The organism is Apolloniradiicaulis salifontis, assembly GCF_053756655.1.
On the sequence record NZ_CM132387.1, the window covers coordinates 394,274 to 416,023 of the forward strand.

Sequence of the window (21,750 nt, forward strand, 5' to 3'; positions counted from 1 at the left end):
ACCAGCTAGCTCCGCTTCAGGGCGCGCCAGGTAAAGCGGGCCGGATGCAATGTTTCGAGCCCGTCCCGCGCCAGCGGGGCGGGTTCGTTCATGAGGGCCGAGACCAGCGCCTCGGCCAGTAGCGGCGCATGGGCGAAGCCCCGCGCGCCAAGCCCTGTGAGGGTGAGCACCGCGCCGTCATCGGGCTCGGGCGCATCAGGCCACGCCGCGCCCCCGGTCGCTCCCCTCGCCGCCGCACGCCAGCGATCCTCAAACCCTTCAGCGGCCAGAATCCCCGCCGCCGGCAGCCGGTCGTTCAGGGCCGCGCGCACCCCGCCCCAGCTTTTGCGCAAAGTCCCTGGCGTCAGCGCCAGCGGGCCGTCTTCAGCCAGCGCGCGCAGCACCGGCTCGGCGTCGGCTTCCGCTTCGGGCGCGTCGGCCTTCACATGGGTGGCGCCGATGAGCACGCCGTCCTGATAAGGCGCGGCGTAACCGCCCCAGGTGGCGGGGGCGTGCGGAGGGTCGCCGTCGAACACGGCGATCCGGCCCGCCGTCGCTTCCGGCGCCAGATCGGGCAAAAGGCTTGAGGCGGCGTAACCGCCCGCCACGATCACTGTTTCGAACGCGCCCAGGCTTTGCCCGTCCGCGCCGTAAAGCACCGCGCCGCCGCCGATTCTTTCGATGCGGGCGACCTTCGCGTCGATGACCGGCGTTTCGCCGACAAGGCTCGCCACCAGGGCGCCGGGATTAAACAGACCCGCCCGCGCCATCCAGAGACCGGGGCCGTCCTCGCGCTCGCGCCAGCTGAAACCCTCGTCCAGAAGGCCTGCGAGGCGCTCCAGACGGTCAAGGCCCGCGCCCTCGCCGGCCAGGCGCAGCACGCCGGTGGGCTCAAAACCCGGCCTTGCCTCATAAAGGCGGCGCGCATAGTCGAACGCCGCCAGCAGCGCGCGGTTGTGGGGCCGGTCGCCGGCTTCAAGGCGTGGGGTGAGAAGGCCCAGCGGCGCTCCCGATGCGCCGGCCGCCCAGCCGCCTTGGGCGAAGACCGAGACGGTTCGATGTCGCCGCGCAAACGCCTCGACAAGGCTCGCCGCCGCGATCCCGCCGCCGATGACGGCGACCGGGCCGGAGCGCGGCGACGGCGCCGGGCAGGGCGTGACGCGCCTCGCCGCCGGCGCGCCCTGATAAACCGCCTCAAGGCGTTCGCGCTTTCGTCCGAAGCCCGGCTTTTTCTCCACCGCGAAACCGGCGTCCGCCAGGCCGCGGCGCACGGCGCCCGCCACGGTGAAGGTCGCCGCCGGGGCGCCGGGCTTTGACAGGCGGGCGAGCTCGCAGAAGAGGGCGGGCGTCCACATGTCGGGGTTTTTCGCCGGCGCGAACCCGTCCAGAAACCAGGCGTCGGCGGCGAAATCCATCTGGCTGAGCGCGGCGTCCACCGTGTCGTGAAACACGGTGAGGGTGACGCGTCCGTCCTCGAACACCAGCCGATGGGCGCCCTTGTGCGGCGAGGGCCAGCGCGCCAGTAGAGCCGTGCTCAAAGGCTCAAGCTCAACAAATGCGGAAAGCGCACGCGCGGCGTCGGCGCGGCTGAGCGGATAGCCCTCGACGCTGACCAGATGAAGCCGGGCGCCGGGCGCGGCGTGGGCGCGGAAGGCCTGCCACAGCGCCAGGAAGTTCAGCCCCGTGCCGAAGCCGAGCTCGCCCACCACGGTGAGGTCTCGTGAAAAGCGCTGCGGAAAGCCGGCGCCGGCCACAAACACCGCGCGGGCCTCGGCCAGCCCGTCCACGGCGGAGAAATACACATCATCGGCTTCGCGCGCGACCGGGTCCGCGCCGCGCCAGTCCAGCACGGCGTGGGGGCGTTTCAGCTCGAACGGATCAGAGGCCATGGCCGCGATATATCAGGCTGGCGCGGTGTGGCCAGTGTTTCGGCGGTTACTCGCCCGCCCGCCTGAGGTCATAGGCCGGGCCGCCGGGCACGCGGAATGCATACCCGCCGCCCGCCATGATCCCGGCCTCCTGATATGCGATGCGATCCGGCCCGATTTCGATGCGCGCTTCAATGCCCATCTCCCGGCCCGACCGGGCGGTGATGACGCAGTTGCGCGCTGTCACTTCAAACACGAGGCCGGTGCGCGGCTGGGCGCTTGCGCTGAGCGTGCAGCCGTCCGGATAGCCGATCAGATCCTCCGGCTCGAGTCCTGCGAACGCGCCCTGCGTATCGCCCAGCCCGGCATAGGGGGCGGGGTCCCTGAAGGTGTAAAAATCCATGCCGGTGAGCACGCCGTCTTCATTCTGGCGAAACGCCCAGATGCGCTGGCGGCTGATCTCGCCGTCCGCATCGCCGCTGCGCCATTCCAGATACAGGACATGGCCGCCGATGGCCGGCGCATCGACATGGTGAAACTGCGCATATTGCTGATCCAGCCAGTCATAGGGATGGCCCGGCGCCGGCGCGCGTTTGAGATCATCGGGCGCCGCGGCGTACTGGGCGGCGTTGGACCAGGCGCCTGCAAGCTCGCTCACGACATCAAGGCTTGAGTCCTGGCCGGCGCGCGCCATGGGATTATAGAAAACCTCCCCGGCGCCCGGCTCGGTCTCAGGCGTGGCGCAGGCGCTGAGCGCTCCGGCGACAATGACGGCGAAGAGACGTCTCATGGTGAACTCCTTGGCGGTGAACAGGCGTCGGCGACGGCTCACAGAGTTTAGTCCGATCCGGCTCCCGCGGACTGAAGGATTTCAAATGCGGCGCGTTCTCCCGATTCCATGGCCGCCTCCATGCCGGTGTGAAGCTCGCCGGTATGTTCGCCGGCGAAGTGGAGCCGGCCGGCGGGGGCGGCCATAACCCCTGCAAAGCGCGCCGCCTCGCCGGGGCGCCAGTGCATGTATGCGCCGCCGGCCAGCCGGTTGGAGCCGGTCCAGCGCTGCACATGGGCAAGGCGCAGCTTGCCTTGGCTGGCTGGTCTCAGGCGCGCCATGGCGGCGAGGGCGGTCTCGCCCAGCACGCCGTCGGGCATGGCGTCGGCGTTCAGCGCCCCGAACCCGTCCAGCCAGACGGTGAGCATGCCGGTGGGGGCGCCGTCGGGCCCGCGCCGTGCAAAGACGCGCTCCAGCTCTGAATCGGTCCACATCTCCGGCGCCAGCCCGTCCTCCTCCCAAAAAGGAGACATCGCCTCCAGATGCAGCTGCACGATGGGGGTGTAGGCCAGCGTATCAATGGCCAGGCGCTGATTGGCGCTTACCGGCGCGCTCACCGCCAGATCGCGCAGCACGGTAAAGGGCAGCGCCGAGATGACATGGTCTGCGCGCAGCGTCTCGCCGCTCTCAAGGCGCACCAGCGCGCCGGATTCGTCGGCGTTTATGGCGAGCACCGGGGCGTTCAGGCGCACGTCGCGGGTGAGCCGGGCGGCCATGGCTTCGGGCAACGCTTGAGCACCGCCGGTGAGCCCCTGCGATCCGCCCATGCCGCGCTCCTGGGCGTAGATCGCCAGGGAGCGGAACAGATTAAGCATGGAATAGGTCTCAAGATCGGTCCCGTTCAGGCTGGTCTCGATCAGGCGCAGCGCCTCTGAATTGGCGCCCTGACCGGTGAGCCAGTCGCGGGCCGACATATCGTGGGCGGCGGCTTCGGGGTCGCGCCAGGCGTAGACGTCGGAGAACGGATTATTGCGCGCCGCCAGATCGAACAGGAGCGCGTTGGGCGGGATCGCCTTCCACGCTTCGGGCAGTCGGTTGGCGGGCGACGCCGCCCAGTCTTGCGATGCGATCAACTCGCCGCGCACCGACAACAGCTCGCCGAACCGGCCGCCCGCAAAATCGTGAAAGCCGATCCCGGCGTCCTCGGCGCGGGTGCGCACGCGGGCATAGGTGGCGCCCACCTGCTCGCCGCCGGCTTCAGGCGATCCCGGCAGGTGATCCAGCGTGACAAGGCGCCCGCCGACCCGGCCCGAGGCTTCCAGAACCAGCACGTCGAGCCCGGCTTCCTGCAAGGTCAGGGCGGCGTTGAGGCCGGAAAGGCCGGCGCCGGCGATGATGACGTCGGCGTCCTTGCCCGCCCGGTCGGCCCGCGGACCGCAGCCGGCGAGGGCGAAAACCCCCGCTCCGGCGGCCAGAGAGAGTGCATGCCTTCGCGTGACCTTCATGCCTCGCCCTTTCTTAAGTTCGCGCCGTTGCGCGAATTTTCCTGCCCGGACGCCTTGCTTTCAAGGCCGATCCGAAATGTTATACCAATTGAAGAGCACAGTCCGCGTCAACGTTTAAGGCGCGCGGGGGGAGAAGCGTCCATGCGCCGCAGACAGTTTCTAGGATGCGCAGCCGGCGCCGCGGCGTTGCCTGCGCTGAGCGCCTGCGGGCGCGAGACGGCTGACGGCGAGCTCTACGGCCGCGCCGTGGCCCAGGCCCCGCCGCGCACGCCCTGGGACGCGCAATGGCGCAATTTTGAAGCCAATATCGCCGCCAACCCGACGCTAAAATTCGACTATTTCACCAAGGCGGAGCTGGGCGATGAAGAGCGCATGCTCTTCGATCTGCGCCGCGGGCGCGCCCATGTGGGCGGGATGAGCCTGCAGGGGCTTTCCAGCACGATTCCTGAGCTCACCATCGCCATGGCGCCGTATCTGTTCGACAGCCAGGCGGAGGTGGATTTCGTCTATGACGAGCACCTGTTCGATATCGTCGACGCCCTGGCGGCGGCGCAAAATCTGAAACTGCTTCAATGGGTCGAAGTGGGCTGGACGCATATGTTCGCCGACCGGCCGCTGACCCATCCCGATATGGCCCAGGGCCTGCGCATGCGCACCAGCCCCAATGCGGCGGCGCGCTTCTTCTGCGAGGCGGCGGGTATGGACGCGATCCCGCTGGGCATCGCCGACGTGATCCCGGCGCTTCAGACCGGGCTGGTCCAGGGCGGACTGTCCAGCGCGGTGTTCCACTTCTTCGCGACGCTGGATCTGGCGGCCCATTTCACCCTGACGCGCCATTCCTACGACACCGGGGCCATCGTGCTGAACCGGGACTGGTATGACGGCGCCACCGACAGCCAGAAACAGACCATCGACACCGCCTGGGGCAGCGCCGCCGAAGCGCGCGCCGGCGTGCGCATCCTCGACGACATGGTGCTCGCCTGGATGCGCGAGGGCGTGCAGCGTGACCGCGAGGGCCAAGTCGTGCGCCCGCTTTTGACCACCAATGGCGCACCGATCCAGGTCCACGACCTCAGCGCCGGGGACAAGGCCGCCTGGCGCGCCGAGACCGGCAATGTGGTGGACCGGCTCGTGGAGACGCTCGGCGGACGCTCACGCGACGTCTATGAGGCGATCCTGGCGGGCAAGGCCGAATTTGCACGCCGTCAGGCCGAGGCCGGCGGCCTGTCGGAGGCGGGATCTTGAGCGCTATTCTCAGTCTGATCGGCCGCTCCGAGCGCTGGATCACCATCGCCGCCTTCGCGCTCATGGCCCTGTCGCTCATGGCCGACGTGGTCAGCCGGCGCCTGTTCATGACCGGGCTGATCGGGGCGACTGAAGTCGCCGTGATCGGCATGGTGGCGGTGTCCATGTTCGGCATCGGGGTCGCCACCGACGAGGGCGGGCATCTGCGCCCGCGCCTGTTCGACGCGCTGATCCCCAGATCCGTGGACGCTCTGGTGGACCGGCTCGCCAGCGCGGTGACGGGGATGTTCTTTGCGCTGTTTGCGGGGCTCGCCGGCTTCATGGTGCTGCAGTCCATGGCGCTGGGCGATCGCACCGAGATCCTGCGCGCGCCGATCTGGACCCTGCAGGCGATGATCTTCCTCGCCTTCGCCACCAATGCGTTGCGCTTCTTCATTTATGCGGCGCGCCCCGATCTGAAACCGGGAGAGGATCTTGAAACGTCCGCTGCAGGCGCAGCGGACGGCGATCCCCATGAACCGGGCGATCCCGGTGATGCACATCGTTCTGACGGGCGAGGCGCGGCCGCGCAAAGCGGGAATTCGCGCTGATGGAAATGTGGCTTCTGGTCGGACTCATCGTCCTGTTGATGGTGCTGCGCCAGCCGGTGCTGGTGCTGCTGGGGTGTGCGGCGCTGTTCGTCTACTCGGTCTGGGGGGACGGGCGGCCCGAATACGCGGTGTACGATGTCTGGTTCGCGGTGAACCAGGAGGTGCTGCTGGCGATCCCGCTCTTTGTTCTGGCTGGCGCGATCATGAGCAAGGGCACCATCGCCGAGCGCATCATCGACCTCATGCGCGAGGTGACACGGCCCATCCCCGGCGGACTGGCGCTGGCGGCGGTGCTGTCCTGCGCCGGGTTCGCGGCGATCTCCGGCTCGGCGGCGGTGACGCTGCTGGCCGTGGGCGGCATCATGTACAAGGCGCTGATCGAGGGCGGCTACACCAAGAGCTTCGCCATCGGCGCCCTGTGTTCGGGCGGGGTTCTGGGCATCATCATTCCGCCCTCCATCCCGCTCATTCTCTACGGCTACATCACCCAGGTCTCCATCGCCCAGCTCTTCCTGGCCGGCATCGGCCCGGCCATGGTGCTGGTGGCGATCTTCGCGGCCTACGGCTTCATCCTGAACTTCAAGCGCCGCGAGGGCGGCTGGCGGATATCCGGCTTCGTGCGGGCCTTTCGCCGCTCGATCTTCGCCCTGCCCATTCCGCTGATCATCCTGGGCGGCATCTATGGCGGCGTCTTCACCGTCACCGAGGCGGCCGCCGTGGCGGTGGTCGTGGCGGTGTTTGTCGAGGTGGTGCTGCACCGCGACCTCTCCATGACCGATCTCAAGGCCGTGACCGTGGAGAGCTCCAAGCTTCTGGGCTCGCTCTATCCGGTGCTCGCATTTGCGTTCGCCCTCAATGTCTTCCTCACCGCCGAGGGCGTGCCCCAGTCGCTGGTGGCGCAGCTGAACGGCGTGATCGACGGCAAGGTCGAGTTCATGCTCATGGCCAACGCGCTCCTGCTGGTGGTGGGCATGGTGATCGATGTGGGCTCGGCGACGCTGGTGCTCGCCCCGCTGCTGCAACCGCTCGCCGAAGCGCAAGGCATCGACCCGGTGCATTTCGGGATCGTCATGATCGTCAATCTGGGGATCGGCTATCTCACCCCGCCGCTGGGGCTCAACCTCATCGTGGCCATGGCGGCCTTCAAGGAGGGCTTCTGGACGGTCACCAAGGCGGTGCTGCCCTTCATCGTCCTGATGTTCGCCGGCCTTATGGTGATCGCCTTCGTGCCGGAGATCGCCCTGATGTTTATTGACGCGCGCTGATGCTCGCCAGCGTCGCGTTGACGGTGTCGAGGGCTTCACTGCGTTCCAGCCAGTCCAGCGCGGCCTCCACAGTGTCGAAGCGCCGGGGGTCGACGGCGCGCTGCTTCTCTTCGAAGAACGCGATCCAGGTTTCCAGGACTTGCCAGACCTGGGGGCGGATGCCGACGATGGCGGTCTTCACAGGTCGCGTCGGATTTTCAGGCAGCCCCGCGCGTCGCTGCAGCGCAAAGCGGACAATATCGTCCGGCGCGATATTGAACATCGTCACCCGCGAATAGTCGGCGAGAACGTCATAGGCGACCGCGTCCGGGCGTTTTGCGGCCTGGCCGGCCAGGTCCTCTGCATGGCTCTTGCGCAAAACTGGCGGCAAAGACAGCACGTTAAGGCGCAGGGGGTCTAATATTTCCAGCATCTGGAGGGTCCACCCCTTGCAAGTTTCAGGCGATATTTAGGTGAATTCGTTCAGGGCGACCATCCCTATCGGGCTCATGACACATACTTTTGGCTGTAATTTCATCTCGGCCGTGCGTCGCCGGGATCGCGGTGCATGATGGGGCCGCATTTTTTAAGGGCCTCTCCACTTGTGTGCCCATTTCGCAACACCCACTTGAATGGACGGACCAGGGCGGTTCGCGCGGGTGCTTCCAGAAAGGCCCGCAAGACCGCCCGTCTCGCTGACCCTCAGGAGACGGATACTCAGTCATGAATCTGGAAAAATTCACCGATCGCGCACGCATGGTGCTTCAGGCGGCCCAGGGCGGCGCGCTGAAGAAAAAGCACCAGCACTTCACCCCCGAACACCTGCTTCTGGCCCTGCTGGATGATGACAGCGGGCTCGCCGGCAATCTCATCAAGGCGGCCGGCGGCCGTCCCGATGCGGCGGCCGATTTCACCCGCCGCGCCGTGGACTCCCTGCCCAAGGTGGAAGGGACCGGCCAGCTCTATCTGCAGCCCAAGACCGCCGAGGTGTTCTCCACCGCTGAAGAGGCCGCGAAGAAGGCGGGCGACGAGTTCGTCACCGCCGAACGCCTGTTGCAGGCGCTTCTGGTGGTCAAGGGCACCAAGGCCGAAGAGGCGCTCAAACAGGCCGGGGTGACGCCCCAGGCGCTCAACACCGCCATCAATGATTTGCGCCAAGGCCGCACCGCAGACAGCGTGTCGGCCGAGGACGGCTATGAGGCGCTGAAGAAATACTCGCGCGACCTCACCGAAGTGGCGCGCTCGGGCAAGCTTGACCCTGTGATCGGCCGCGAGGAGGAAATCCGCCGCACCGTTCAGGTGCTCTCGCGCCGCACCAAGAATAATCCGGTGCTCATCGGCGAGCCGGGCGTGGGCAAGACCGCAATCGCCGAAGGCCTGGCGCTGCGCATCATCGACGGCGACGTGCCTGAAAGCCTCAAAGGCAAGCGCCTGCTGGCGCTGGACATGGGCTCGCTCATTGCCGGGGCGAAATATCGCGGCGAGTTTGAAGAGCGCCTGAAGGCCGTACTCTCCGAGGTGGAGGCCGCAGGCGGCAATATCATCCTGTTCATCGACGAGATGCATACGCTGGTGGGCGCCGGCAAAGGCGACGGCGCCATGGACGCGTCCAACCTTCTAAAGCCGGCTTTGGCGCGCGGGCAGCTGCACTGCATCGGCGCCACGACGCTGGATGAATACCGAAAGCACGTGGAGAAGGACGCGGCGCTCGCCCGCCGCTTCCAGCCGGTCTTCGTGTCCGAGCCCAGCGTGGAGGACACCGTCTCCATCCTGCGCGGCCTCAAGGACAAGTACGAGGTGCACCACGGCGTGCGCATCGCCGACGGCGCCATTGTCGCCGCGGCCACCCTGTCCAACCGCTACATCACCGACCGCTTTTTGCCCGACAAGGCCATCGACCTGATGGACGAGGCGGCGGCGCGCCTGCGCATGCAGGTGGATTCAAAGCCTGAAGAACTCGACGAGCTGGACCGGCGCATCATCCAGCTGAAGATCGAGGCCGAAGCGCTGAAGAAAGAGGGCGACGAGGCCTCCAAGGCCCGGCTCACGGCGCTCAATAAGGAGCTGGCCGAGATCGAAGGCCGCTCGGCTGAACTCACCGCCGCCTGGCGCGCGGAGAAGGACAAGCTGGCCTCCACCACCGAGGTGAAGGAGCAGCTGGACCGGCTGCGCGCCGAGCTCGCCGACGCCGAACGCCGCGGCGATCTCGCGCGGGCTTCGGAGCTGAAATACGGGACGATCCCGGAGCTGGAAAAGCGCCTGCGCGAGGCGGACGAGGCCTCCGACGAAGCCGCGCAAGGGGCGGCGAAAGCCAATGGCAAGACCGCCATGGTCAAGGAGGTGGTGGACGAAGAGCAGATCGCCGCCATCGTCAGCCGCTGGACCGGCGTGCCGGTGGACAAGATGCTCGAAGGCGAGCGCGAGAAGCTGCTCAAGATGGAAGAGGCGCTCCATGGCCGTGTAGTGGGTCAGGATGATGCGCTGGAGGCGGTCGCCGACGCGGTGCGCCGCAGCCGCGCCGGGCTGAAAGACCCCGCCCGGCCCATCGGCTCCTTCCTGTTCCTGGGCCCCACGGGCGTCGGCAAGACCGAGCTGACCAAGGCGCTGGCCGAGTTCCTGTTCGATGACGAGACCGCCGTGACCCGCATGGACATGTCGGAATACATGGAGAAGCATTCGGTCAGCCGTATGATCGGCGCGCCGCCGGGCTATGTGGGTTATGACGAGGGCGGGGCGCTCACCGAAAGCGTGCGCCGGCGGCCCTATCAGGTGGTGCTGTTCGATGAGGTGGAGAAAGCCCACCCGGACGTTTTCAACGTGCTGCTGCAGGTGCTCGACGACGGCCGCCTCACCGATGGTCAGGGCCGGACGGTGGATTTCCGGAACACCATCCTCATCATGACCTCCAATCTCGGTTCCGAATTCCTGCTGGCCGGCGATGTGGAGGATGCGCGCGAGAACGTCATGGGCGCGGTGCGCGCCGCCTTCCGCCCTGAATTCCTGAACCGGATCGACGAGATCATCCTGTTCAAGCGTCTCGAAGAGCAGCACATGGGCGCCATCGTGGACATCCAGCTCAAACGCCTGGAGGCGCTTCTGAAGGATCGCCGCATGGAGATCGAGCTGGATGATGCGGCCCGGTCCTGGCTGGCGGCCAAGGGCTATGACCCCGCCTATGGCGCCCGGCCCCTCAAACGCGTGATCCAGAAGGAGCTGCAGGACCCGCTGGCCCGCCTCATCCTCGAAGGCGCGCTGGAGGACGGCGCCAAGGTGACGGTCTCCGCCGAAGCCGGCGCCCTCACCGTCAACGGCCGCGCTGTCAGCCGCAACGCCCGCCCACCGCGCGAGGCGGTGATCCAGTAACCTCAACCGTCATCCCCGCGAACGCGGGGACCCAGTCCGGCCGTGGGTCTGGGTTCCCGCTTCCGCGGGAATGACGAAAGAGGACGTGGTCAGACTAAACCGCCAGCTCGAAATGCGGGCGGCCGTCCGAGGTGCGGGCGTCGGACAGCCCCTGCGCGTTCACCAGGCCGCTCACCCGCTTCCTGAAATTGGAGAAGCTGTCGAACGTCACCACGTCGACGGCTTCTTCAAGATCAAGGGTGAGTTCGTAGCGGGCCCCGTCGGCGAGCTTCCTCACCGCGCGGATTTCCGCGGTAAAACTCTGCCCGAGATAGCGGCCGCGAATGGTGGCGCCGAGCGCGAAGGGCTCCGGCGCCCGGTTGCCCGCCGAGGCGTGCAGCGTATTCCAGTCCCGATACCCGTGCTGGCGGGCGATCAGTTCAAGGGATTCTGAATGCGAGACGAAATCGCCGTCGTCCGCCAACGCGGCTCGCAAGCGTTTCGCCTGCTCCTTGAGCGCTTTGAGATCGTGAGTCATATCCTGCCTTCCTGATTGAAGGCGGCCTGTTCGGCGGGGTCCGCATTGCCGCCGCGCCGCCTTGAAACCAGGAAGCACGACTGAAGTCTCAAACGAGGCGCTTCACCAGGGACCGAAGTCCTGCGGACGGCGGGCGCGCCTGGCCCTGCGATGGGAAATACGCGCAGCAGGCGCCGGGGTCAACGCCGCGCGCGCTAGCGATCAACGGTTCCCATCATGGACTCATGATAGCGCCCGCCTTGCGCCGCGCCGGGCGGCAGGGCGGTCTCCAGATTGGCGATGTCGTCGTCGGAGAGATAAATGCCGCCGGCGGCGGCGTTCTCCTCGAGCCGGTCGATCTTGCGCGTGCCGGGAATGGGGACCACGCCGGGCTTGGTCAGAAGCCAGGCCAGCGCGATCTGGGCCGGGGTGGCGCCGCGCGTCTTCGCGATGGCGGCCACCTGATCGGCGAGGCCGAGATTCGTCTTCAGGTTTTCGCCCACGAAGCGCGGAAAATAACCGCTGCGCCGGGAATCGTCTTCGGCGAGATCCTCTTCGCTGCGGAACGCGCCGGCCAGCAGCCCGCGGCCCAGCGGCGAATACGCCACGAACCGCGTTCCGAGATCGGCGCAGGCCTGAAGTACGCCGTTGCTTTCCGGCTCCCGGCTGGTGAGCGAATACTCGCTCTGGACGGCGCTGACCGGGAAGGTCTCATGGGCCTTGCGCAGGGTTTCGGCGCTGACCTCGCTGAGGCCCGCCGCGCGGATCTTGCCGGCCTCGGCGAGGTCTTTCAGCGCGCCCATGCTGTCTTCGATGGGTGTCTCGCCGTCCAGCCGGTGCAGATAATACAGGTCGATGGTCTCCACGCAGAGCCGCTTCAGCGAGGCCTCGCAGGCGGTTTTGATATAGGCGGGCGAGGTGTCGATGCGCCGGTCGCGAGGGTCCTCGCCGCGCACGATGCCGCACTTTGTGGCGAGAACGATGCGGTCCCGACGGCCCGGCAGGATGCGCGCGATCAGCTCTTCATTGCGGCCCGCACCGTACATGTCGGCGGTGTCGAGGAAATTCACCCCGATCTCCAGCGCACGCTCCAGCACTTTCATCGACTCCGCATCGTCGGACGGACCGTAGAACTCGCTCATACCCATGCAGCCGAGGCCGATATGCGACGCGGGCGTGTCGACGCCGGTGAGGTCGATCGTTTTCATGGATGGATCCTTTCTGTGTAACGCGGGAGTCTAACGCGCCGACGCCGGCCGTGTCTTGTCCGGCGCGTGACAGATGTTCCTGCCGGGTTATGCTCGATCCAGCCGCCCTGGAGCACGCCGATGAGTCCTCAGACCGCCACCGAACCCGCCGCTTCGCCCGAACCGGATTTCGCCGACATTCTGCATACGGATGACCGCACGCCCTTCACCGAGATGTTCGACTTCGAAGCCGGCGGCATGGCCCATCCCGTTCTGGTGGCGGGCGAGGGGCCGGGCGTCATCCTGATGCATGAGCTTCCCGGCTTTGTCCCTGAGTTCTGGCGTCTGGCGCACTGGATCGAGGCGGCGGGCTTCCGGGTCTATGCACCGGCGCTCTACGACCCTCCCGGCACGCCGCTGGAGGAGCTGCATCAGACCCACGGCCGGGTGGGCGGGATGGCGCGCGCCTGCGTTTCGCGGGAAATTCGCCTGTTCGCCCAAGCCGGCGGCAGCCCGGTGAGCGACTGGCTGCGGGCGCTCGCCCGCCATGTGCATGGCGAGCGCGGCGGGCCGGGCGTCGCGGCGGTGGGGCTGTGCCTCACCGGCAATTTCGCCTGGTCGGTGGCGGTGGACCCCAGCGTCGCAGCCGCCGTCGCGGCTGAGCCGGCCCTGCCGTTCAACGCCGCCGGGTCAATTCATCTGCAGCCTGAAGAGGCTCAGGCGCTTCAAGCCCGCGACGGGCTGGAAGTGATGGCGCTGCGGTTTTCCGGCGATCCGTCCTGCAAGGCGGCACGTTTCACTGCGCTGGAGCAGCTTCTGGGCGAAAGGCTCACCACGCGCGTCCTGCCGGACGACGCCAAGAATCCGGCGGGAAATCCGTTTCCCCACGCGGTGCTGACAAAGGATCTGATCGCGGCTGACGGCGAGCCGACCTTCGAGGCGGCGCGCGAGGTGTTGCAATTCCTCACGCGCCGCCTGAAGGGCTGAAAATCGGCCTGACGTCCTAGTCCAGAGACAGAAGCTCCGGGTCGCCGCCTTGTGCGGAGATATTGATCGTCACCGCGCGTTCTGCGGCGAAGCGGTAGATATAGTGCGGGCCGCCGGCCTTGGGTCCGGTGCCCGAAAGGCCCTCGCCGCCAAACGGCTGCACGCCCACCACCGCGCCGGTGATGTTGCGGTTCACATAGACGTTTCCAGCCGGCACCGCCTCGCGCACCGTGTTGAAGAAGCGGTCCAGGCGCGAGTGCACGCCCAGAGTCAGGCCGTAGCCCTTGGCGTGGAATTTCGCGGCGATCTCGCCCAGCTGGCTGCGCTTGTAGCGCACCACGTGCAGGATCGGGCCGAACTTCTCCTCGGTGATCTCATCAAGGCTTTTCAGCTCCACCAGCGCCGGAGCGACATAGCGGCCCTTGTCCTTGAGATCCTCGGCCAGGCGCGCGCGATGGATCACCCGGTCGCCCATCTCCTTGAGGTGATCTTCCAGCATCTCGCAGGCTTCAGAATCGATCACCGGTCCCAGATCGCTGGACGCGTTCCACGGATCACCCAGGCGCAGACAGTCCATGGCGCCTTTCAGACCCTCGATGAAATTGACGGCGGTCTCTTCGGGCAGGAAGAGCACGCGCAGGGCCGAGCAACGCTGACCGGCCGAGCCGAAGGCCGACAGGATCACATCGTCCACCACCTGCTCCATGAGGGCGGAGGTGTCCACGAACATGCCGTTCAGCCCGCCGGTTTCCGCGATCAGCGGAATGATGGGTCCGTCCTTGGCCGCCAGCGTGCGGTTGATGATGCGCGCCACTTGGGTGGAGCCGGTGAAGCACACCCCGTCGATATGGGGCAGCTCCACAAGCCTCGCGCCGATATCGCCGCCGCCGGGCAGAAGGTTCACCAACCCGTCGGGCAGGCCCGCCTTGCGAAACAGCTTCACCGCCTCAAAGGCGATAAGCGGGCTCTGCTCGGCCGGCTTGGCGAGCACCGCGTCGCCCGCCGCCAGCGCCGCCGCCACCTGTCCAGTGAAGATCGCCAGCGGGAAATTCCACGGGCTGATGCAGACGAACACGCCGCGGCCGCGCAGTTCAAGATGGTTGGTCTCTCCCGCCGGTCCCGGCAGGCGCTGGGGACCGTTGAATTTGGTTTCCGCTTCCACAGCATAATAGCGCAGGAAATCCACCGCTTCGCGCACTTCGGCGACGCCGTCGGCCAGCGTCTTGCCGGTTTCGCGCGCCATCAGCGCGATCAGGCGGTCGGTGTCCTCCTCCAGCGCCTCGGCCATGTGGCGCAGGATTTCCGCGCGCTCCGGCCCGCCGCGCTTGTCCCAGTCGGGCTGCGCGGCGCGGGCGCGCTCATAGGCGCGGTCCACATCGCCGGGTTGGGCGTCACGAACCTCGGCCACCCGGAAGTTAAGGTCGGCGGGGCTGTAGCGCGTTTCGCCACCATCGGCGAACGCTTCCCCGTCGATCACCACGCCGGCTTTGTAGGGCGCGCCCTTGTCGAAGGCGGCCTGGGCGTCGCGCAGCCGTTCGCGCACGCGGGTCTGGGCCAGATCGACGCCGGCCGAATTGACTCGGGACTCGCCGTATAGCGCCAGCGGGGCGGGGATGAAGGGATGGCGATCCAGCACCGGCGCCATGGCGAAGGGGCCGCGCGCCACATCCTCGGGCGGCACGTCGTCGTCTAGGAAGGCGTGCACGAAGCTGGTGTTGGCGCCGTTCTCCAGAAGCCGGCGCACCAGATAGGGCAGCAGATCCTCGTGGCTGCCCACCGGGGCGTAGATGCGCACCGGCCCCAGATCCTCGCCATATTGCTCGGCGGCCGCCGCGTAGAGCGGCTCGCCCATGCCGTGCAGGCGCTGGAACTCATAAGGCGGATTTCCAGCTTCGGCGGCGAGCTCGCGCACGCTGCAGACGGTGTGGGCGTTATGGGTGGCGAACTGGGGATAGATCGCCTCCGGCGCATTCAGCATAACGCGCGCGCAGGCGAGATAATTAAGGTCCGTCGCCGGCTTGGTGGACCAGACCGGAAAGTCTGGATGGCCGGCCACCTGGGCCCACTTGATCTCGGTGTCCCAATAGGCGCCTTTCACAAGGCGCACCAGGAAGCGCCGTCCGGTCTGCTTGCCCAGCTCGGCGAGCTTTTCCAGCAGCGGGCGGGCGCGCTTCTGATAGGCCTGAATGGCCACGCCAAGCCCGTTCCAGCCCTTCAGCGAAGGCTCACGGGACAGGCGTTCCAGCACTTTCATCTGGATGACGAGCCGGTCGGCTTCCTCGGCGTCCAGGCACAGGGCGATGTCGGCTTTGGCGGCCGCCTCGCACTGCTCAAGGATGCGCGGATAGAGCACGGCCATGACCTCGTCCTCCTTCACCGCCAGATAGCGCGGATGAAGGGCGGAGAGCTTCACGCTCACCCCGTCGACCTGTTCGATCGACCCGTTCTGGCGCTTGGCGGCGGTGGCCGCGAGCGCGTCGAGATAGCGCTTGTGATAACGCAGGGCATGCTTTTCGGTGCGCGCGCCTTCGCCCAGCATGTCGAAGGAGAAGAGCGGCTTCATGGCGCCGTACATTTTCCAGTTCCGACCGCGCCGGATCGCGCCCTCGATGGTGCGGCCCAGCACGAACTGCTCGCCCAGAATACGCATGGCGCGCCGCGTGGCGGTGCGGATCACCGGCTCGCCCAACCGCCCGGCCAGACGGCGGAAATAACCGCCCGGATCCCGGCGCGCGGACGGCTCCACATTGATGATGGAGCCGGTGAGCATCAGCCCGATGGTGGAGGTGTTCACCAGCCAGTTATCGGATTTCCAGGCGTGCTCGGCCCATTTGCCCGAGCCGATCTTCTCGCTGATCAGGTCGTCGGCGGTGTCCTTGTCGGGCACGCGCAGAAGCGCCTCGGCCAGGCACATGAGCGCCAGGCCTTCCTTGTTGGACAGGCCGAATTCCTGAAGGAAGCTCTCCATAAGGCCGCCGCCGCGCTTGGTCTTGCGGGCGGTCTTGACCAGCTTGACGGCTTCCTTGCCGGCGCTCTCGCGCGCCTCGGCGGACAGGCCCACAAGCGTGTCCAGCTCGCGGGCGAGTTCACGCTCGTCGGCGAATTTGATCTGGTCGAGCTCGTCCCAATCCATCTGCAGATCGACGTGGTCGCGCATGGTTTACTCCAAAGCGCCGCGCCGGCGCGCGGCCTGACAGGGTTTTACGGGCGGGACAATGGCCCCGCGAACCCCGCGCGGCAAGGGAAGCGTGCGCCGGGCTCAGGCGCGTGTGAGCCGCGCCGGTTTTTCACAAAGCCGGACGTTTCCGGCAAGTGTGAAAAGTTTGAAGAGGTTACAACGCTTCAGCCGTGAAAATGGGCTCAAGCCCGGTGCAGCGCGGCCATTGCGCCCATACCGCGTGCAAGGCTTCGCCTCGGCGTGAAAACACGCTAAGACCCACGCTTATGGACACCGAAACCGAACATCCCGGAGCCCGCCCCATGGAGGACAGCGCCCCGCTGCGCATCATGCTCGTCACAGACGCCTGGGAGCCTCAGGTGAACGGCGTCGTGCGCACCCTGTCGCGCACCGCCGACGAGTGCCGGGCCATGGGCCATGAGGTGGAGGTCATCCACCCGGGCCTCGGCTTCAAGACCTTTCCTCTGCCCACCTATCCCGACATCAAGCTGGCCATCGGCGCCGACGACGAGATCGAGCGGCGTTTCAAGGCGTTCGAGCCTGAAGCCATCCATATCGCAACCGAAGGCACGCTGGGCGATGCGGCGCGCAAGATCTGCCTGAAATGGAAGCTGCCCTTCACCACCAGCTACCACACCAAGTTTCCTGAATACGTGCATGCGCGCCTGCCGTTCATCCCGCTCTCGGCGGGCTACTGGTTCATGCGGCGCTTCCACAATTCGGGCAATCGTCTGATGGTCGCCACGCCGTCCATGCGCGATCACCTGGCCAAGAAGGGCTTCAACAACATAACCGCCTGGGCGCGCGGCGTGGACACCGAGCTGTTCCACCCAGACAAGCGCCATATCGGGGGTGAAAGCGTTTATGAGGGGCTGGAAGGCCCGATCTTCGTATATATCGGCCGGGTGGCGGTGGAGAAGAATATCGAGGCCTTCCTCGATCTCGATCTGCCGGGAACCAAGGTGGTGGTGGGCCCCGGCCCGCAGCTGGAAGAGCTGAAAAAGCGCTACAAAACCGTGATCTTCAAGGGCAACAAGTCCGGCGAGGAGCTGGCGCGCCATTTCGCCGACGCCGACGTCATGGTGTTTCCCAGCTTCACCGACACGTTCGGGCTGGTGATCCTTGAAAGCATGGCCACGGGCACGCCGGTTGCGGCCTTCATCGCCGATGGTCCCAAGGACATCATCCCCGGCTCCAAGGCCGGCGCCGTCAATGATGATCTGCGCGTCGCCTGCATGGAAGCGCTGGAGATGAAGCGCGAGGACTGCCGCACTTACGCCGAGGGCTATTCCTGGCGGGCTTGCGCGGAGGAGTTCGTGAAGAATCTGAAGCCCCAGCCGCGCCCCGAACGCCGGCGCTTCTGGCGCCGCCTGCGCCGGCTGGGCCGAAGAGGCTAGCTGGGGCTTCGCGGTTAGCGCGCCGTCTTCAACATCAGCGCTTCAAGCGCCTGTCGGCCAGCCGCGGGAATTTCCGCCGGCTTTTCGCCGTCGGTGTTCACAAGGATCGTCTCGCACGTCCCCACGCAGGCGCCGTTCTGGAACAGCGCCAGGGCGATGGTGTAGCTGGTGCGGCCGATATGGCTGATCGCTGCGCGCACATCCATATCACCGGGATAGTGCGCCTCGCCCAGATAGGCGATGTGCACGTCGGCGATGAGCATGCGCATGGAATGCTCGCGGCGAAATTCGACGGGAAACGCCGCCCGGTTCACCGCCGCTCTACCCTCCTCATAGAAGGAGGCGATGGCCACATTGTTGATATGGCCCAGCGTGTCGAGATCGCGAAAGCGCGAGGGCACGATCACCTGGAGCGGATAGACGGCCGGATCAAGGCGGGCGGGATCAGGTTTCATGAGCGTGTCCGTGGGCGGAAGGTTCGCCGCTTTATGGCGCGCCGGCCGGGGCCTGTCACCTGCGCGCGCCGCATGCGTTTCAGCGCGTCAGCGCCTCCGCCAGGAAGGGCAGACTGACATCCATGCGATAGTCGATGCCCGAGTGGTCGTCGGCAAACTCCTCATAGCGGTGCGCCACGCCCATCTCCTGCAGGCGGGCGTGAAGCCGGCGCGCGCCATAGACCAGATCGTACTGGTCCTGATCGCCGCAATCGATGAAGAGGCCCTTGAGCTTTTTAAGGTTTTCGCCCTTCTCCTCGACCATGACGAGGGGATCGAAGGCGAGCCAGTTCTTCCAGCGTTCTGGGTCGCGCGCGCAGGTGTGCAGATCCACCGGCAGGCGCACGCCGAAGCGGTTCTCAGGGCACGGATCGTAGGTCGCGGCCATGGCCAGCGTCATGAGCACATGGATGTCGCCGCCGGCGGGCTTTGGATTGCTTTCCAGCCTGTCGATGAAGGCGTCGATGGAGCCGGCCTTCGCGATGGCTCTGAGCGCCGGCGCGAAGTCGCGCGCATAGCACAGCTCGAAATCCATATCGCCGCTATGGCACGCCGCCGCCGCCCAGAAATCGGCGTGGCGCAGGGCGTGGACGATGGAGCCGTATCCGCCCGAGCTCTTTCCGAACACCGCGCGGCGCCCCTCGCCGCCGCAGGAAAAGCGCAGCTCCACCGCCGGGACGAACTCGGTGAGCAGAATATCCTCCCACGGCCCCATGGCCGCAGAGTTCACATACTGATTGCCGCCCAGCCGGGTGAAGCAGTCTGGAAACGCCACCACCACCGGCGCCATCTCGCCGGAGCCGATCAGCCGGTCCAGGCGCTCAGGCACGTTCTCGCCGAAATTCTTCCAGTTGGTGTGGGACAGCCCGCTTCCCGTATAGCCGGCCAGATCCACCAGCAGGGGAAGGCCCGACCCGTCATGGCCATGGGGCGTATAGACGTCGATCACCCGCTCGGCCGGATCCCCCAGCAGATTGTTCTTCAACAGCCCGGACTGGACCGTGATGCGGTGGACGGTCCCGGCGTGATGGGAATGGCGGGCGGTCATGGGAGCTCCTGTGCGCGGCGAGGCGCGGAGCCTAGGCGGGGCGAGCCCGGCTTTGAACCCTAAAACGGGCCCGGCTTGATCCCGAAGGGCAGGTCGATGCCCGGCGGCAGGCCCATGCCCTTGGTGGCTTCAGACAGGACCTTGGCCTGGGCGTCGTCGGCCTTGCGCTTGGCGTCGGCGTGGGCGGCCTTGATCAGATCCTCCAGCATCTCGGCCTCGTCCTTGTCGATGGCCGCCGGGTCTATGGATACGCCGCGCATTTCGCCCTTGGCCGTCAGGGTGATCTTCACCATGCCGGCGCCGGCCTCGCCGGTGACTTCCATGTCTTCAAGCCGGGCCTGAGCCTCGCTCATGCGCTTTTGCATTTCCTGGGCCTGTTTCATCAGGCCGGTGAGGTCCTTCATCGCGAGGTCTCCTGGCGTTGCGCGCCGGGCTCGCCGGCGTCCTGCGTGTCGTTGTCTTTGGTGTCATCGTGCGTGTCAGCGTCCAGTTTGGGCGCGTCTTCCACACTCACAAGCTCGGCGCCGGGAAACAGGGTGAGCGCCTTGACCATGACCGGATCGCGCATGACCGCCGACAGCCGCGCCTCGCGCTCGCGCACCCGGCGTTCGGAGACGGTCTCGCCGCCATTCTTGGCCGTGGCGTCCACGAGCCAGCGATCGCCGGTCTGCTCGGTGAGGAAGCTGGCGATGCGCCCGCCCAGCGACACCGGCGGCGAGCCCGCCGGCTCAAACGAGAACCGCCCGGGCCGGATGGAGACCGGGCGCACATGGCGCTCGATGTCCAGCTTCAGATTGATGTCCCGGCTGGCCTCCACCAGGGCCAGGAAGGCCTCGATCGTCTGAGGTCCCGACGCCGGGGCGGTTTGCTCAGGGCTTGGGGCAGGCGTTGAGGCCGGGGCTGGCGCTTGTGTGGACGCCTCTGACGGCGCGGCAGCGGCGTGCGCTGCGCCTTGCGGACCGCCTTGGGCGGAGCCCTGAGGCGCCCCTTGCGGCGTGGAACCCGGCGCTGACCCGGGCGAAGGCGCGCCGGCCCCGCCGCCGGCCCCTGCGGCCTTGGCGGCGGCCAGAAGGCGGGCGGCGTCCTCAGGACCGGGAAGGCTTGCGGCGGCCATGAGGCGGATCACCGCCATCTCCGCGGCGCTCACCGGGTCAGGCGCCGAGCGCACGTCGTCGAGCCCGGTCAGCGCGGTCTTCCAGAGCCGGCCGAGACCGGCCAGGGACTGGGCGTCGGCCAGCTTTGTAAGCCGCTCCACGGTTTCTTTGGCTTCGGCCATATCGGCGTCCGCGCCGGCGGCCTTGATCCGGCTCATGGCGTGGAGGTGATCGAGCAGGTCGCGCATGAGCACCTGGGGGTCGGCGCCGGATTCATACTGATGGCGCAGCTCGTCGAGCGCGTCTTTGGCCCGGCTTTCCAGCGCAGCTTCCAGAAGATCGAGCACCCGCGAGCGGTCGGCCAGGCCCAGCATGTCGCGCACCTGAAGCGCGCTCACAGGGCCGTCTTCGCCTTCACCCTGCACGATGGCCTGGTCCAAAAGCGACAGCGCATCGCGCACCGAGCCCTCGGCGGCGCGCGCAATGGCGGCCAGGCCCTCGCGCTCCACGCTCGCGCCTTCCCTTTTGCAGATGCGCTCCAGATGATCGGTGAGCACCTCGCGGTCCACGCGTTTGAGATCAAAGCGCTGGCAGCGCGACAGCACCGTCACGGGCACCTTGCGGATTTCGGTGGTGGCGAAGATGAACTTCACATGGGGCGGCGGTTCTTCAAGCGTCTTGAGAAGCGCATTGAACGCCGAATTCGACAGCATGTGCACTTCGTCGATGATGTAGACCTTGTAGCGCGCGCTCACCGGGGCGTAGCGCACGCCTTCCAGGATCTCGCGGATATCGCCGACGCCGGTGCGGCTGGCGGCGTCCATCTCCATCACGTCCACATGGGCCGAGCGGGCGATGGCGGCGCACTGGCGGCCCGGCGGATCAAGGCTCACCGACGGGGCGTCGCTGGTGTCGGTTTCATAGTTCAGCGCCCGCGCGATCAGGCGCGCCGTGGTCGTCTTGCCGATGCCGCGCACCCCGGTGAGCATGTAGGCGTGGGCGATGCGCCCGGCGGCGAACGCGTTTTTCAGCGTGCGGACCATGGGCTCCTGGCCGATCAGATCTTCAAACGTCTGGGGCCGGTATTTGCGCGCCAGCACCTGATAGCCGGGATCGGGCGGCCCCTTGGGCGCCTCCATGCCGGGCAGGGCGGGGCCTGGATCCTCGGCGGGCGCGAGCCCTGCGCCGGGTGCGTCGATTTCGCCCTGGCCTTCGGGATCGTCCATCATCGCAAGATCATTCCTCTGCGCCGGCGCGCGGGGCGTGCGCCGCGAGTCTCAAACCCAAGGACAGGGTAAGGGCTGGA

At 67.0% G+C, this 21,750-nt stretch carries 17 protein-coding genes; 6 read left to right on the forward strand and 11 right to left on the reverse strand.

All coding sequences use genetic code 11. The annotated features are described in order from the left end of the window. Window positions 1-5: 5 nt before the first annotated feature. Genes mnmC2 through ACWCOP_RS01820 form a run of 3 tightly spaced genes read right to left on the reverse strand, consistent with a single transcriptional unit; the run spans window position 6 to window position 4,121 of the window. Window positions 6-1,868, reverse strand: coding sequence for a tRNA (5-methylaminomethyl-2-thiouridine)(34)-methyltransferase MnmC2 (gene mnmC2 / locus ACWCOP_RS01810; protein WP_478249515.1), 1,863 nt, complete (start codon window positions 1,866-1,868; stop codon window positions 6-8). 46 nt (window positions 1,869-1,914) lie between these two features. Further along, window positions 1,915-2,637 (reverse strand): CpcT/CpeT family chromophore lyase, encoded by a 723-nt coding sequence (locus ACWCOP_RS01815; protein WP_478249516.1) that lies wholly within the window; start codon window positions 2,635-2,637, stop codon window positions 1,915-1,917. A gap of 47 nt (window positions 2,638-2,684) precedes the next feature. After that, the gene (locus ACWCOP_RS01820; RefSeq protein ID WP_478249517.1) at window positions 2,685-4,121 is read right to left on the reverse strand and encodes a flavin monoamine oxidase family protein; all 1,437 of its coding nucleotides are present in this window, start codon (window positions 4,119-4,121) and stop codon (window positions 2,685-2,687) included. 141 nt (window positions 4,122-4,262) lie between these two features. On the opposite strand from ACWCOP_RS01820, the gene ACWCOP_RS01825 reads away from it, so the two are divergent. Genes ACWCOP_RS01825 through ACWCOP_RS01835 form a run of 3 tightly spaced genes read left to right on the forward strand, consistent with a single transcriptional unit; the run spans window position 4,263 to window position 7,221 of the window. Continuing rightward, entirely contained in the window at window positions 4,263-5,366 is a 1,104-nt protein-coding gene (locus ACWCOP_RS01825) for a TRAP transporter substrate-binding protein (protein WP_478249518.1), read from the forward strand. After that, window positions 5,363-5,956: a TRAP transporter small permease gene (locus tag ACWCOP_RS01830; RefSeq protein WP_478249519.1), complete on the forward strand. Its 594-nt coding sequence runs from the start codon at window positions 5,363-5,365 to the stop codon at window positions 5,954-5,956. Before ACWCOP_RS01825 ends, ACWCOP_RS01830 begins: the two co-directional genes overlap by 4 nt. Then, the gene (locus ACWCOP_RS01835) at window positions 5,956-7,221 is read left to right on the forward strand and encodes a TRAP transporter large permease (protein WP_478249520.1); all 1,266 of its coding nucleotides are present in this window, start codon (window positions 5,956-5,958) and stop codon (window positions 7,219-7,221) included. Before ACWCOP_RS01830 ends, ACWCOP_RS01835 begins: the two co-directional genes overlap by 1 nt. Here ACWCOP_RS01835 and ACWCOP_RS01840 read toward each other — a convergent pair. After that, window positions 7,205-7,633, reverse strand: a complete 429-nt coding sequence (locus tag ACWCOP_RS01840) for a hypothetical protein (protein ID WP_478249521.1) — start codon at window positions 7,631-7,633, stop codon at window positions 7,205-7,207. The two genes, ACWCOP_RS01835 and ACWCOP_RS01840, sit on opposite strands and share 17 nt — an antisense overlap. A gap of 290 nt (window positions 7,634-7,923) precedes the next feature. Here ACWCOP_RS01840 and clpB point away from each other — a divergent pair, with 290 nt between their 5' ends. After that, on the forward strand, window positions 7,924-10,563 hold the full coding sequence (gene clpB, locus ACWCOP_RS01845; RefSeq protein WP_478249522.1) for an ATP-dependent chaperone ClpB: 2,640 nt from the start codon (window positions 7,924-7,926) through the stop codon (window positions 10,561-10,563). A 94-nt stretch (window positions 10,564-10,657) separates the two neighbouring features. Here the strand turns inward: clpB and ACWCOP_RS01850 are convergent, their stop codons facing one another. Together ACWCOP_RS01850 and ACWCOP_RS01855 are read right to left on the reverse strand one after the other, a co-directional pair. Then, window positions 10,658-11,080 (reverse strand): glyoxalase superfamily protein, encoded by a 423-nt coding sequence (locus ACWCOP_RS01850; protein WP_478249523.1) that lies wholly within the window; start codon window positions 11,078-11,080, stop codon window positions 10,658-10,660. 194 nt (window positions 11,081-11,274) lie between these two features. Further along, window positions 11,275-12,267: an aldo/keto reductase gene (locus ACWCOP_RS01855; RefSeq protein WP_478249524.1), complete on the reverse strand. Its 993-nt coding sequence runs from the start codon at window positions 12,265-12,267 to the stop codon at window positions 11,275-11,277. Between the two features lie 120 nt (window positions 12,268-12,387). On the opposite strand from ACWCOP_RS01855, the gene ACWCOP_RS01860 reads away from it, so the two are divergent. Further along, complete coding sequence (locus ACWCOP_RS01860; protein ID WP_478249525.1) at window positions 12,388-13,233, forward strand: dienelactone hydrolase family protein; 846 nt, start codon at window positions 12,388-12,390, stop codon at window positions 13,231-13,233. A 16-nt stretch (window positions 13,234-13,249) separates the two neighbouring features. Here ACWCOP_RS01860 and putA read toward each other — a convergent pair whose 3' ends face one another. Further along, window positions 13,250-16,390, reverse strand: a complete 3,141-nt coding sequence (gene putA, locus ACWCOP_RS01865) for a bifunctional proline dehydrogenase/L-glutamate gamma-semialdehyde dehydrogenase PutA (protein WP_478249526.1) — start codon at window positions 16,388-16,390, stop codon at window positions 13,250-13,252. Between the two features lie 341 nt (window positions 16,391-16,731). On the opposite strand from putA, the gene ACWCOP_RS01870 reads away from it, so the two are divergent. After that, window positions 16,732-17,808 (forward strand): glycosyltransferase family 4 protein, encoded by a 1,077-nt coding sequence (locus ACWCOP_RS01870; protein WP_478250713.1) that lies wholly within the window; start codon window positions 16,732-16,734, stop codon window positions 17,806-17,808. 14 nt (window positions 17,809-17,822) lie between these two features. On the opposite strand, the gene ACWCOP_RS01875 is transcribed toward ACWCOP_RS01870, so the two are convergent. The 4 genes from ACWCOP_RS01875 to ACWCOP_RS01890 form a co-directional block, all read right to left on the reverse strand. After that, window positions 17,823-18,263 (reverse strand): acyl-CoA thioesterase, encoded by a 441-nt coding sequence (locus tag ACWCOP_RS01875; protein ID WP_478249527.1) that lies wholly within the window; start codon window positions 18,261-18,263, stop codon window positions 17,823-17,825. A 79-nt stretch (window positions 18,264-18,342) separates the two neighbouring features. Continuing rightward, entirely contained in the window at window positions 18,343-19,350 is a 1,008-nt protein-coding gene (locus ACWCOP_RS01880; RefSeq protein WP_478249528.1) for an alpha/beta hydrolase, read from the reverse strand. Window positions 19,351-19,409: 59 nt separating this feature from the next. After that, complete coding sequence (locus ACWCOP_RS01885; RefSeq protein ID WP_478249529.1) at window positions 19,410-19,754, reverse strand: YbaB/EbfC family nucleoid-associated protein; 345 nt, start codon at window positions 19,752-19,754, stop codon at window positions 19,410-19,412. Beyond that, entirely contained in the window at window positions 19,751-21,670 is a 1,920-nt protein-coding gene (locus ACWCOP_RS01890; protein WP_478250714.1) for a DNA polymerase III subunit gamma/tau, read from the reverse strand. The genes ACWCOP_RS01885 and ACWCOP_RS01890 overlap by 4 nt, the downstream gene beginning before the upstream one ends. Window positions 21,671-21,750 lie beyond the last annotated feature (80 nt).